Genomic DNA, 13,403 nt, shown 5'->3' on the forward strand with positions numbered 1-13,403 from the left:
AACAAAAAGCAAGCAGAACTGCCAGAATCACGCTGTATTCTGAAACGTACCATGCCTGAAGCATCGTTGTGATCAACAAGCCGATGCTGTAGAGCGCCTTGAGTTTTGAGTTCTGTCCTTTGAGCGAGATCATGTGCGCAAATCCGATTCCTGAAAGAGCTGCAATCGGTGGAGCCATCATGACCGTATAGTAAGGATGGAAGAAGCCTGCGACCGAGAAGAATCCGGCCGTCGGAATCAGCCAAAGTGACCAGTAAAGCAGCTGGCGACGCTTTTCATCAAGCCTGGTCCATTTCTTGAGCTGTTCGTTAAGTGCCGTCCAGACGGCAGTCAGGCTGGTGATTGCAAATGCCAGAAGCCAGCTGATCTGTCCGCCAAGCTCTTTTTGGAAGACCCTGAAAGGTCCTGCCTTTCCGACATTGAACGGATTATTACCCCCGTTTTGCTGACCGTTTCCCTTAGGGGCAGCTGCCTTCATGTTCGGCTGTCCTCCGGGAGCCTTCTTTCCCTGCTTCCCGTTTCCTGCAGGCGGGGTCTTTGCCTTTGATGCCTTGCTCTTTTGTCTGTTGCCCATACCTGAGAAGCGGCCGCCGATGCCGGTTGACTGCCCGAGAAGTCTCTGGGCGCCGTTATAAGAGAATGCGAGTTCCAGCACTGAATTTGACGAAGAGCTTCCGACATAGGGACGCTTTGATGGATTCGTAAGATCGACCGAAAGCGGCCAGATCAGCGTGAAAACCGCCAGGACAATCGTTGCAAGGCCAAGGTCCCGCAGCTTCTTCTTCCAGGTGTTGTTTGAGGAAACCCAGTAGAAAACGTACATTGCGGGCAGGACCATGAAGGCCTGGAGCATTTTGATGTTGAACGAGATGCCGATGACGGCAAATGAGACCAGGACAAGCATGAGCTTTCTCTTGGAAACTGCCTTCTGGAGTATGTATCCCGCAACAAGCAGAAAGAACAGCAAAGTCGTGTCCATGTTGTTCGTTCTGGCATTAGCCGCTGCAATCGGGGTAAGCGTCAATACGAGTGCGCTGATTTCCGCAGCACGCTGACCGAAATAAGGTCTGACCATCAGATAGAGCAGGTAGACTGAGGCAATCCCGAAAAGGACCGACGGCAGGACGATGCTCCAGCCGTGGATGCCGAAGATTCTGGCTGAAATTGCCATGAACCACAATGCAACGGGCGGTTTGTCAACGGTGATGAAGCCGGCCGGATCGAAACTGGCGTACCAGAAGTTGTGCCAGCTTTTGGTCATGCTGATGATTGCGGCGGTATAATAGCTGTTTGCGCTGCCGGCCTGCCAGATGTTCCATCCGTATAGAAAGGCTGCTGCAATCAGGATTGCAGCAAGCCTGGGGTTCAGTTTTTTGAGTCTGTCTGTCAAGTGCATGAGAACACTTCCTTCCTTGAATGATGGATTCAGTTTACAGGGCTAAATTGAAGAAAAGTTTTGCATCACTCTAAGAAAAGATAAACATATTCATAAGGAGATGATAAGAAACTGCATCGACATGTTTTCCTTCTGCAGGATTCATCTCTTTTTTTCGGAATCATCAATGGCATTTGACAAATGAAAAGGCCCGGTGCAGGCCGGACCTTGATGTGAAATTCACTTTTTAAAATGGCGCCAGACTGCCGAGGCAACCATCCAGATGATGACGACGAAGGAGATCAGGTATCCGGCCACGCCGATGTTGTAGATGGCAGGATGTTCTGTGCTGCCCTGGACGAGCAGGGAGGAGCTCAAAATGATTGATGCGAGGATGATCGTGATGATCAGCCGGTTGACGATTATTTCAACGCGGTCGATGAATTTGTCCTGCCCCTTGAAGCGCAGGGTGAATCTGCCGCGACCCTGGTTCAGGGTGTCAAGCAGCCTTTCAATTTTGACCGGGATTTGCGGAGTGGATTTTACGGCACGCCCGAAAGCCATCAGATCTTCATCAAGCTCGTTTTTCCAATTGAACTTGCGCTTGAAATATTCTTTGGCAAACGGACGCGCGACATCCATCAATGACAGATCCGGATCGAGCTGGGCAACGATGCCTTCAAGCGATCCGAATGCCTTGACCAGCAGCGTGACTTCCGGTTTGACTTGAAGATTGTTTTTGCGGCAAAGTTTGATGATGCTGTAGAGCATGACCGGAAAATCAATCTGCCCCAGTCCTTGCTTGAGATAAGGCGTCAGGAAGATGCCGAGCTGATCCGTGAAGTCTTCTTCGTCGACTTCGCCCGTGCGGTTGCAGATGGAAAGAACGGCCTGGCTGATTTCCTGAGTGTCCTTCTTGCTTAAGGCAACGATTACGCTGGCGATGCCGTCTGCAAGAAGCGGAGACAGTCTGCCCATCATTCCGAAGTCGAGGTAGACGAGCCGATAGGGTGGCAGTTTTCGCCCGGCTCTGATGTCTGCTTTGATGCTGCCCGATTTTTTCTCGAATTCGTGTGTCGTTTCAACTTCATCGAGGCGCGGATCGCCTGGCTTCAGGCGATGGAAGAGGATGTTTCCAGGGTGCGGATCCGCATGGAAGAAATTGTCGACGAAAACCTGTTTAATGAAGTTTTTGACCAATGCGTCTGCGATGTATGTGCGCTCCTTTTTCTGGAGCCTGCGCTCGTCCGGATTGTCCGAAAGCGGACGGGCGGCCAGTTTCTTGATGCTTTCACCCTCCATTTTCGAGTTGACGAGGATTTTCTGGGTCGAATATTCTTCATATATGACTGGAACTTCGATGATTCCGTCATGGTCGTTTAAGCGATGGAATTCCAGACCGTTCTTGATTTCGATTTCGGTATTGATCTCATTCAGGAGAGATTCCTGCAGCTGATTCAGGATTTCTTCCGGGTCCACGACGGTGATTTCCGGGGCAAGTTTCAGAATTTTCAAGGCCTGACGGAACAGTGTGAGGTCGGTTTCGACGAGTTCTCTGATTTCAGGATGCTGAACCTTGACGACGACCTGCGTTCCGTTTTTTAGAACAGCGTGGTGAGTTTGACCGATTGAAGCCGAAGCAAAGGGCTTTTCGTCAAATTTGTCGAAAACGTCGCTGATGTTTTTTCCGGTCTGTTCATGGAAAGTCCTGCTGACGGTTTCGAACGAATCGATCTGGACGTCATCCTGCAGTTTCTTGAATTCGCTGATAAATGCAGGGGAGATCAGATCGGGACGGGTGGAGAGAATCTGTCCGCCCTTGATGAACGTCGGACCGAGTTCTTCCAGTGCAAGTCTGACTTCTTCCGGATTCTGCTGTTTCATGAAGTTGCGTACGAAATCGTGTCTGCGCATGATTCTGACGATTTCAAGCATGCGGTTACGCTGATCCCTGCCGGTTATTTCTTCGATTTTCGAGATGTTTTCGTCGTTCATTTTGAACCCTTCCTTATGCGTTTATGGAAACATTGTATCATAGAACATGAAATGCTTTGTGATGTAAGGGAGAATAAAATACCATTAATCAAAAATTAATTTAAAGTTAGAAAATTCTTGCATAGTTCAAATCGTTGTAATATAATTTAATCAAGTTTTAGAGAATTTTAAATTTTCAGACAGGGGATTATGCGTATGAAAAATTTTAACAAACTTCTTGCCACCGGAGCAACGCTGGCAGCAGCAGGCCTGGCTCTTACCGGATGCGGGTCAAAATCTGGTTCCGGTTCCTCCAAGCAAGTCCTGAACTGGAATGAAGCTTCCGAACTTCCGACGATGGATTTGTCAAAGGCAACTGATACGATCAGTTTCGACATGCTGAACAACTCAATGGAAGGACTTTTGAGAATCGGCAAGAATTCCAAGGTTGAACCGGGGATTGCCAAGTCTTACAAAGTTTCTTCAGATGGACTTACATATACTTTCAATTTGCGCAAGAATGCCAAGTGGTCAAACGGTGACAAGGTTACAGCCGATGACTTCGTCTATTCCTGGCGCCGGACGGTCGATCCGAAGACCCAGTCGCAGTACTCTTATCTCTTTGAAGGCGTCAAGAACATCGATGACATCACGGCCGGCAAGAAAGCTCCGTCAACGCTTGGCATCAAGGCCGTCGGTAAATACAAGGTCGTTGTCACCTTAACGAAGAAGGTTCCGTACTTCAAGCTGCTGATGGGCTTCCCGAGCTTCTTCCCGCAGAACAAGGCCGCGGTTGAGAAGTACGGCAAGAAGTACGGCACATCATCCAAGTACATGGTATATGACGGACCGTTCAAGATGACCGGATGGACGGGAACGAACCTTTCCTGGACACTTGCCAGAAACAAGGACTACTGGGACAAGTCGCACGTCAAGCTTGACAAGATCAACTTCAAGGTCAACAAGAGCACGACGACTTCATACAACCTTTACCAGAGCAAGAAGCTTGACGAGACGATCCTGTCAACCGAACAGGCCAAGCAGCTGTCAAACGATCCGGGCTACACGGTCGTAAAGGAAGCACGTACGAACTACCTTGAATTCAACCAGACGAAGAAGGAATTCCAAAACAAGAAGATCCGTCAGGCCATCGGCTATGCCATCGACCGCAATCAGCTGGCAAGCAAGGTCATGGGAAGCGGCACGCTTCCGTCCAAGAGCGTTGTCTCATCAGGACTCGTCCAGAACAATGGAACGGACTTCGCAACAGCTGCCCAGACCAAGGTCGGCGTAACGCTTGACAAGAAGAAGGCCGCACAGCTCTGGAAGGAAGGGCTTCAGGAACTTGGCGAATCCGGCATGACGATTACCCTTTTGGGTGATGACACCGATGCTGCCAAGAAGATTACCGAATTCATCCAGAGCCAGCTGGAGGCAAATCTGCCGGGAATCAAGGTTGAAGTTGCAAATGTTCCGTTCAAGACACGTCTGGCACGTGCGGAAAAGGGTCAGTTTGAACTGCTGGCAAATGCCTGGTCTGCTGACTTCTCTGATGCAATCAGCTTCCTCGATCTCTTTACTACAGGCAATCCGTATAACAACGGCAAGTGGTCGAATGCCGAATACGACAAGCTGATTACAGCTTCCAAGACGACGGATGCCGGCAATACGTCCAAGCGCTGGAATGACATGGTCAAGGCTTCCAAGCTGCTCAATGAAGAACAGCCAATCATTCCTCTGTTCCAGCTGAACACTCCGGCACTGATCAGAACGAACGTCAAGGGCGTCATTCATAATACGGCTGGTGTTTCATACAACTGGAAGGAAGCATATATTGCCAAATAATCGAATTTAATCAAGGACATTTCAGTATGGTTCATGCGCCGCAAATGCATGGGACTCTTTAACGAGGAGTTTTTGAAATGTCTAATCAGTTATGATATGCCGTGGTGACAGGATAGCCACGGCATATTTTTTTGACTTTTCTTCATTAAATGGGACAAAGCGGTCTGCCATTTTCGGATTGCAATTATCTACAGTTCCGGATGGTTTGTGATACACTAAGATTATTGATACACAATGGAAGAGGTGAAGCTGATGACGCGCAAGGACACGATTTTTGAGTATATCAAGCAAAACGCAAGCATCGAGCCGGAAGGATACACGACGACCGAGATTTCGGAGGCTCTCGGAATCATCAGGAACAACGTCAGCAAGGAATTGAACGTTCTGGTTCGTGAGGGCAGGCTTCGGAAAATCGACGGCAGGCCCGTCAGGTATCTGCTGGCTGAACGTGAGATTCAGAGCAGAAACAAGGTCGGTGAATATTCGCAGCGCAAGTCGCAGATTACCGGATTTGCCAATGCAAGACTGCCTGAATCAGACGATGACGATTATGAAAAAGACATTCCTCAGGACGTTTTTGAAAATTTCATCGGCAGGAATGACAGTCTGAAAAATCAGGTGGAACAGGCCAAGGCTGCCATTTTATATCCGCCACAGGGATTGAATGTCCTGATTACGGGCCCGACCGGTTCGGGTAAAACCTATTTTGCCAATGCAATGTATCGTTTTGCGATGAATAAGGGGGTCATCAAGAAGCAGAAGTTCACGACGTTCAACTGTGCCGATTATGCGCACAACCCACAGCTTTTGATGTCGCATCTCTTCGGGTATGCCAGGGGGGCATTCACGGGAGCAACTGAGGATCATGACGGACTGATTCAGGAAGCGGACGGAGGGATGCTTTTTCTGGATGAGGTTCATCGATTGCCGCCTGAAGGTCAGGAAATGATCTTTTATTTCATGGATCACGGAACGTACAATCGTCTCGGGGAAACTGCCAAGTCGCATCACGCAGACGTCAGGCTTGTCTGTGCAACGACGGAAGACCCTGAAAGCTCCTTGCTTCAGACGTTTGTCAGAAGAATACCGATTATGATCAAGATGCCCAGTTTCAGTCAGAGAAGTGCAAGAGAACAGCTGCAGCTTCTGCGACAGCTGCTTGGGATTGAAGCAAATCGAACGGACAAGGACATCAAGCTGAGCGAAGACGTCGTCAAGGCACTGCTTGGAAGCGTGACATTCGGTAATGTCGGACAGCTCAAATCAAACATTCAGCTTGTCTGTGCACAGGCATTTCTGAACAGCATGCAGGATGAAAATGAAATGGAGATTGAGTTTGACTCGCTTCCGCAAAATATCAAGGACGGAATTCCGCGACTCGCCAACAACAGGACGGAATTAAGCAAACTGTCCCGTCTGCTGGAACCGATGATGATTGTTCACCCGAATGATGCTTCGAAGATTCAATCAGAAAGCGACAGCTATGAACTGCCTTATAACTTGTATGAAATCATCGGTTCCAAGGCTTCCCTGCTGAAGGAAGAGGGGTTGGACCAGCCTGCAATCAACAACTTCATTCTGACGGACATCAACCTGCATTTGAAGTCATTTTACCGTGAGGCAAAGGTTGATCAAAAGGAAACGAATCTTAATGAAATCGTTGATCAGAGCACAATCGATCTGACCAAGAAAATCAGGGAACGACTGCAGAATGATTACGACTACAATGCCGGAGACAACTTCGTCTATGCGATGAGCCTGCACATCAGCTCGTTTATCAAGCGAATCCGCTCGGGAAAGCCGATGAGGGCCGTTTCCGGAGATATCGTGACGATGGTCAAGGACTATCCCGAAGATTTGCGGCTTGCCGAACAGGTCAAGAAGATGATTGAACAGCATTACAAGTTCATTGTTCCGGAATCGGAAGTCTATTACCTGGCCGTGCTGCTCGTCTCATTGAATTCCGTTTCGAAAAGCGGAAGCGTTGGAGTGGTGGTTGCGGCACACGGAAACAGCACTGCCTCTTCGATGGTTCAGGTTGTAAATAAGCTGCTCGGGGCAGAAAACCTTGTTTCATTTGACATGTCGCTTGAAATGAGCCCGAAGGCCGCATTGGAGGGAATCATTGAAAAAGTCAGGGAAGTTGACCAGGGAAACGGCGTGTTGCTGCTGGTGGACATGGGATCGCTCAGTACTTTCAGCGAGCAGATTACGAACGAAACCGACATCCCCGTTAAAACGATTGACATGGTGACGACGGCAATGGTTTTGGAAGCGGCTCGCAAGACTTCCCTGATAGACAGCGATTTGAAGACCGTTTATGCCGAATTGCGTGACTTCAACGGATATTATTCTCATAAGGATGAAGAACATTCGTCAAGTCAGACTGATGTTGCCAGGCAGCGCGCAATCATTGCAATATGTTCGACAGGTGAAGGAACCGCCAGAAAAATCAAGCAGATGATTGATAATATCTTAGTCGATCAACTGATTGATGACGTCGTCGTCATTCCGATTTCCGTTGTCGGAATGGATGGCCGGATTGAAGAGCTCGAACAGAATTATCGTATAATCGCTGCAACGGGAATCGTCAATCCTGACATCGGCGTTCCGTTCATTTCCCTGGATGCATTGTTTAAAGGGGGCGGCAGCGAGTTCATCCAGCTTTTGGAAGATTCTGACCGATACTACGAATTGAACTCCGGAAGTTCAGGTGAAGAGTCGTTGTCGATGAGCGAGAGGACGGCATGCCAGTATCTGGAGCAGTACTATACATTCATCAACCCAAGGAAGGTTATCGGGATTTTGTGGAATTACTGCGATCTGATAGAACGGGATTCGAAAAGGGAACTGGGTCAGTCGAAACGAATGGGGCTGGTGATGCATCTGGCAGGGGCAATCGAACGTGCACTGCTGCAGGCACCGATTTCCGCGACGGAATCGGAATTGAGCGAAATGAGAACCAACAAGCTGTTTCCGAGTGTGCAGAAGGCCGATCAGATGCTGGAGGACCGGCTTAACGTCAGATTTGCCGATTCGGAAATGTATTACATTATCAAATTGATTGATACAGAAAGCAGAAACGAATGATACAGATGTGTTTGATACACTAAAATTAGTGTATCAAACATTTTTTTGACAACAAATAACAAGAAAAATATGTGAATTTTTAGTGAATATCTTTTTTGAATATGCATCGAAAAGAAATGATTATATTTTGAAATGCTGTTAAAACTGGAATGACAGACGTTTTGAATTGGGAGAGAAATAAAAGATATGAAGAAAAAAGCAATTTTTAATCTCAACTCTGAATTTGATACACAAAGTTGGCACGGTAATTGCTATATGCTATGTGTAAGGAAAATCTTTGATAAGGGGATGATCGTATGCTGAGATTGATTGTTTCGAGTCATGGAAAGCTTGCCGTAGAACTGGTCGAATCTTCATATATGATATTCGGCCGTCAGGACGGCGTTTCCGCCTTGGAATTTGATCTTGACGAAGATCTGAACGATATCAGGGAAAAATACAGAACTGTTTTGGCTGGAGTGCCGGAAGATGACCAGGTGCTTTTCATGTGCGATTTGTTCGGCGGTTCTCCATTTAACGGGGCAAAGGCCCTCGTCGATGAAAATCCGGAACGTTACGGCCTGATTGGCGGCGTGAACCTTGCAATGCTGGTTGAGTCGTATGTTCTGAGACAATCGGGCAGACCATTGGGTGAGGTTGTTTCCATCCTGGAAGAAACCGGTCGGTACGGAATCAGACACTATGAAGCCGGTGATGACATTGACGATGGATGTTAGATTGTTGAGAATCGACAGCAGGCTGCTGCACGGGCAGGTGGCAACGAGCTGGACTAAGACGACAAAGGCTGACCGCATTCTTGTCGTTTCAGACGGCGTTGCCAGGGACAATCTGCGCAAGACGTTGATTATGCAGGCCGCACCACCGGGGGTCAGGGCAAATGTCCTGACCATCTCAAAAATGCTTCGTATTTATTATGATTCGCGCTTTGATTTTATTAATGCAATGATTTTAGTTGAGAATCCGGTAGATGCAATGAGGCTGATTTCCGGGGGAATCAAGGTTCCTTCGGTAAACATCGGATCAATCAGTTTTGACACCACCCGTAAGATGGTGACTGATACAATCGCAGTGAATCATGACGACGTGACCGTGTTCATCTGGATGCATCGTCGCGGAATCGAACTTGATTATCGCAAGGTTCCAAGCGATGCCAGAAAGGATTTCTGGAAATGTCTTTGTGAAAAGGAATTTGTTCATGATACGAGCCAAAAGCTGAAGTAGTTCAAAAATTATGTATAGGAGGCAACACAAATGGTAGGTATTATCCTAGCAAGTCATGGTAGCTTTGCAGACGGAATTTTCCAATCAGGTCAAATGATTTTTGGTGAGCAGGAAAACGTCGCACACGTTACCTTGATGCCAAGTGAAGGCCCGGACGATATCAGAGCTAAGATGGAAGAAGCAGTCGCATCTTTCGAAAATCAGGATGAAGTCCTGTTCTTAGTCGATCTCTGGGGCGGTACACCGTTCAACCAGGCCAATAATCTGGTTGAACAACATAAGGACAAGTGGGCAATCGTTGCCGGCATGAATTTGCCAATGGTAATCGAAGCTTACGCATCACGTTTTTCAATGGAAAAGGCTCAGGACATTGCGGCACACCTTGTTGAAGCCGGCAAGGACGGTGTCAAGGTCAAGCCTGAATCACTGGCCCCGAAGGAAGCACCAAAAGCAGCGGCAAAAAGCAGTGAGCCGGCAGGGGCAATCCCTCCTGGAACAGTTCTTGGCGATGGTCACATCAAATACGTGCTTGCGCGCGTTGACTCGCGTCTGCTTCATGGACAGGTTGCAACGGCCTGGACGAAGACGACGCAACCGACAAGAATCATCGTTGTTTCGGACGGCGTTGCACATGACAAGCTCCGCAAGAATCTGATCACGGAAGCAGCTCCTCCTGGAGTAAAGGCAAACGTCATTCCGATTGACAAGATGATTGAAGTTTCAAAAGATCCTCGTTTCGGGAATACGAAAGCTTTGCTTCTCTTTGAAACACCGGAAGATGCCCTTAAGGCAATCGAAGGCGGTGTTGACATCAAGGAACTCAACATCGGTTCAATGGCACACTCTGTCGGCAAGGTTGCCGTGAACAAGGTGCTTTCCTTAGGCAAGGAAGACGTTGAAACGTTTGACAAGCTGAAGGAACTCGGAATCAAGTTCGACGTCCGCAAGGTTCCGACGGATTCTCATGACAATATGGATGAGATTGTTGACAAGGCTCGCAAAGAGCTCGGAATGTAAAGTTTCATTCTCAATAGAACAGGAGGACTAAGATATGTCTATTATATCAATGATTTTAGTAGTTATCGTTGCCTTCCTAGCGGGTATGGAAGGTATTCTTGATGAATTCGAATTCCATCAACCGCTGGTGGCATGTACGTTAATCGGTTTGGTTACGGGCCATCTTACAGAAGGTATCATTCTTGGCGGCTCGCTTCAAATGATTGCCTTAGGCTGGGCAAACATCGGTGCTGCCGTTGCCCCTGACGCTGCGCTGGCATCTGTCGCATCTGCAATTATTTTAGTTCAAGGCGACCAGGGCGTTAAGGGTGTCGGTACGGCGATTGCAATTGCCGTTCCTCTGGCTGTTGCCGGTTTGTTCCTGACGATGATCGTTCGTACACTTGCCGTTCCTATCGTTCACATCATGGATGCGGCAGCTGAAGAAGGGAACTACCGCAAGATTGAAATCTGGCAGATTATCGCTGTCTGCCTGCAAGGCCTTCGTATCGCCATTCCTGCGGCAGCTTTGCTGGTTATTCCTGCGGGTGCCGTTAAGAGTGCCCTGGAAGCAATGCCTGCATGGCTGTCAGATGGTATGTCCATCGGCGGCGGCATGGTTGTTGCCGTAGGTTACGCAATGGTTATCAACATGATGGCTACGCGTGAAGTATGGCCGTTCTTTGCAATCGGCTTCGTCATCGCAGCCGTTTCCGACCTTACATTGATTGCCCTTGGTGCTCTTGGCATCTCCTTCGGCTTGATTTATCTTGAACTCAAGAACAACGGCGGAAGCAGCAATGGCAACGGCGGCAACGGCAATACCGGCGATCCGCTCGGTGACATTCTCGAAGACTACGAATAAGGAGGATCAGGAACATGGCTGAAAACAAGATTCAATTAACCAAAAAAGACCGTCTGGCCGTTTGCTGGCGTTCGACGTTCCTGCAAGGTTCATGGAACTATGAACGTATGCAAAACGGTGGCTGGTGCTACGCAATTATTCCGGCAATCAAGAAGCTCTACAAGACAAAGGAAGAACGCACGGCAGCTTTGAAGCGCCATCTGGAATTCTTCAACACGCACCCGTATCTTGCATCACCTGTAATGGGTGTTACGCTTGCTCTTGAAGAAGAGCGTGCCAATGGCGCAGCCGTTGATGATACTGCCATTCAGGGTGTTAAGGTCGGCATGATGGGCCCTCTTGCCGGTGTCGGCGATCCGGTCTTCTGGTTCACAATTCGTCCTATGCTCGGTGCCCTGGGTGCTTCACTTGCCCTTGGCGGCAATGTTCTCGGACCGATTATCTTCTTTGTTGCATGGAACATCATCCGCTGGGCATTCATGTGGTATACACAGGAATTCGGCTACCGCGCAGGTTCCAAGATTACGGACGACATGTCGGGCGGACTTTTGCAATACGTTACAAGCCTTGCATCCATCATGGGTATGTTCGTGCTCGGTGCCTTGATTGAACGCTGGGTTACAATCAACTTCACGCCTGTCGTTTCGAAGACAACTCTTTCAAAGGGTGCCTACATTGAATGGGACAAGCTTCCAAAGGGTGCTGCCGGCATCAAGGAAGCCTTGACACAGCAGGCAAACGGACTTGCACTTGACCCGACGAAGGTTACGACTCTTCAGGACAACCTTAATCAGTTGATTCCAGGTCTGGCTGCATTGCTTCTGACATTCCTCTGCATGTGGCTTTTGAAGAAGAAGGTTTCCCCAATTGTCATCATCCTGGGAATCTTCGTTGTCGGTATCGTATTCCACGTAATCGGCTTGATGTAATCTATCAGTAAATGATTATAATGCGGTCTTGTTCCGTTGGGATGAGACCGTTTTGTTGTATAATAAGAAGTATCAGACAATATGGCGGAGGGTATCATAATGGTTCAATCAATCAATACTAAGGTAGATCTAGTAATCGAAGGAACGTCACACATGGGGCTGACGGACTACGGCAAAATCATGATTGGCGACAAGGGCTTTGAATTCTTCAATGACCGCGACGTCCGCAAGAATATTCAGATCCCCTGGACGGAGGTTGATCTGGTGATTGCCTCCGTCATGTTCAAGGGCCGCTGGATTCCGCGTTACGGATTCCAGACGAAGAAGAACGGAACGTTTACGTTTTCTTCCAAGAAGCCGAGAAAGGTCCTGCGTGCCGTCAGGGAGTACATCGAACCAGAACGCATGGTTCGCTCGCTGACGTTCTTCCAGGTCATTAGAAGGGCATTGAGGAACAAGTTTTCATCTAATAGGAAATAGCTTGTCTTGTCAAATGCAGCGCCTTCAAGAGACTCCTTCCGAATTTTACCGGGAGGAGTCTTTTTCATGCCTGTTTTGGCAGCTGAAACTTTTTTAATGATTCGGTTTTTTATCAGTTAACACTTGCCGTCGTCAGGCGGCTGGCCTGGATGTTTTCAAAATACTTGTTCAAGGTAGATAACTGATATTGTTCTTCTTAATCAATGAATAAAAATTGCTTTGATACATAAAAAAACAGTTTCATTCCGAACAAAAAAGGCAAATTGGCAAAGAATGTTTCCAGTCAATTTTTTTAATAAATAAATTCCAAAATATTCTTGACTAACAGTCAAAATGCCTGTATAGTTAATATCGTTGTCAGTTGAGCAATGGCTTAACGCAAAGTCGGCAGCTCGGTAAAATAAATTAATCATTGACATCGTTTGCTCAATATGATAAACTTAAAGAGTTGTCAGTTGAAACAGATGAGTTGAGAGAAATGAATTTTTATTCAAAAACATTTCAAAAAAGTTCTTGACAAGGATGCTGATGACTGATATAATTTAAGAGTTGTCACTTAGATGACTATGAAACAGATCTTTGAAAACTGAACAAAGTTTCGATAAGCAAATGTGCAGGGCTTCCTGTT

Annotated in this window: 10 protein-coding genes; 8 read left to right on the forward strand and 2 right to left on the reverse strand. The window is 47.7% G+C overall.

Annotated elements, in window-relative coordinates; all coding sequences use genetic code 11:
• Window positions 1-1,396 (reverse strand): glycosyltransferase family 39 protein (locus tag V7Z60_RS06165; RefSeq protein WP_334116972.1); only part of this gene is annotated, 1,396 nt, incomplete at its 3' end.
• Window positions 1,397-1,615: 219 nt separating this feature from the next.
• Complete coding sequence (locus V7Z60_RS06170) at window positions 1,616-3,370, reverse strand: ABC1 kinase family protein (RefSeq protein WP_334116973.1); 1,755 nt, start codon at window positions 3,368-3,370, stop codon at window positions 1,616-1,618.
• Window positions 3,371-3,565: 195 nt separating this feature from the next.
• Here V7Z60_RS06170 and V7Z60_RS06175 point away from each other — a divergent pair, with 195 nt between their 5' ends.
• The 8 genes from V7Z60_RS06175 (at window position 3,566) to V7Z60_RS06210 (ending at window position 12,775) form a co-directional block, all read left to right on the forward strand.
• On the forward strand, window positions 3,566-5,194 hold the full coding sequence (locus V7Z60_RS06175) for a peptide ABC transporter substrate-binding protein (RefSeq protein ID WP_334116974.1): 1,629 nt from the start codon (window positions 3,566-3,568) through the stop codon (window positions 5,192-5,194).
• Window positions 5,195-5,446: 252 nt separating this feature from the next.
• A complete protein-coding gene (locus V7Z60_RS06180; RefSeq protein WP_334116975.1) occupies window positions 5,447-8,284 on the forward strand; it encodes a sigma-54-dependent transcriptional regulator in 2,838 nt (945 codons plus the stop codon).
• A 296-nt stretch (window positions 8,285-8,580) separates the two neighbouring features.
• Complete coding sequence (locus V7Z60_RS06185; RefSeq protein ID WP_334116976.1) at window positions 8,581-9,000, forward strand: PTS sugar transporter subunit IIA; 420 nt, start codon at window positions 8,581-8,583, stop codon at window positions 8,998-9,000.
• Window positions 8,990-9,505 (forward strand): PTS system mannose/fructose/N-acetylgalactosamine-transporter subunit IIB, encoded by a 516-nt coding sequence (locus V7Z60_RS06190; protein ID WP_334116977.1) that lies wholly within the window; start codon window positions 8,990-8,992, stop codon window positions 9,503-9,505. The genes V7Z60_RS06185 and V7Z60_RS06190 overlap by 11 nt, the downstream gene beginning before the upstream one ends.
• 30 nt (window positions 9,506-9,535) lie before the next feature.
• Window positions 9,536-10,522, forward strand: a complete 987-nt coding sequence (locus tag V7Z60_RS06195) for a mannose/fructose/sorbose PTS transporter subunit IIA (protein ID WP_334116978.1) — start codon at window positions 9,536-9,538, stop codon at window positions 10,520-10,522.
• A gap of 34 nt (window positions 10,523-10,556) precedes the next feature.
• Window positions 10,557-11,366: a PTS mannose/fructose/sorbose transporter subunit IIC gene (locus V7Z60_RS06200; RefSeq protein WP_334116979.1), complete on the forward strand. Its 810-nt coding sequence runs from the start codon at window positions 10,557-10,559 to the stop codon at window positions 11,364-11,366.
• A 14-nt stretch (window positions 11,367-11,380) separates the two neighbouring features.
• Window positions 11,381-12,295 (forward strand): PTS system mannose/fructose/sorbose family transporter subunit IID, encoded by a 915-nt coding sequence (locus tag V7Z60_RS06205; RefSeq protein ID WP_334116980.1) that lies wholly within the window; start codon window positions 11,381-11,383, stop codon window positions 12,293-12,295.
• Window positions 12,296-12,394: 99 nt separating this feature from the next.
• Window positions 12,395-12,775, forward strand: a complete 381-nt coding sequence (locus V7Z60_RS06210) for a DUF956 family protein (RefSeq protein WP_334116981.1) — start codon at window positions 12,395-12,397, stop codon at window positions 12,773-12,775.
• The last annotated feature ends 628 nt before the right edge of the window (window positions 12,776-13,403 follow it).

This window comes from Ligilactobacillus sp. (assembly GCF_036846325.1).
In the GTDB taxonomy this organism is placed as follows: domain Bacteria; phylum Bacillota; class Bacilli; order Lactobacillales; family Lactobacillaceae; genus Ligilactobacillus.

Coding starts and splice junctions, on each gene's coding strand:
- V7Z60_RS06190 (WP_334116977.1), top strand. CDS start 8,990: ATGGATGTTAGATTGTTGAGAATCGACAGCAGGCTGCTGCACGGGCAG.
- V7Z60_RS06175 (WP_334116974.1), top strand. CDS start 3,566: ATGAAAAATTTTAACAAACTTCTTGCCACCGGAGCAACGCTGGCAGCA.
- V7Z60_RS06205 (WP_334116980.1), top strand. CDS start 11,381: ATGGCTGAAAACAAGATTCAATTAACCAAAAAAGACCGTCTGGCCGTT.
- V7Z60_RS06195 (WP_334116978.1), top strand. CDS start 9,536: ATGGTAGGTATTATCCTAGCAAGTCATGGTAGCTTTGCAGACGGAATT.
- V7Z60_RS06170 (WP_334116973.1), bottom strand. CDS start 3,370: ATGAACGACGAAAACATCTCGAAAATCGAAGAAATAACCGGCAGGGAT.
- V7Z60_RS06210 (WP_334116981.1), top strand. CDS start 12,395: ATGGTTCAATCAATCAATACTAAGGTAGATCTAGTAATCGAAGGAACG.
- V7Z60_RS06180 (WP_334116975.1), top strand. CDS start 5,447: ATGACGCGCAAGGACACGATTTTTGAGTATATCAAGCAAAACGCAAGC.
- V7Z60_RS06200 (WP_334116979.1), top strand. CDS start 10,557: ATGTCTATTATATCAATGATTTTAGTAGTTATCGTTGCCTTCCTAGCG.
- V7Z60_RS06185 (WP_334116976.1), top strand. CDS start 8,581: ATGCTGAGATTGATTGTTTCGAGTCATGGAAAGCTTGCCGTAGAACTG.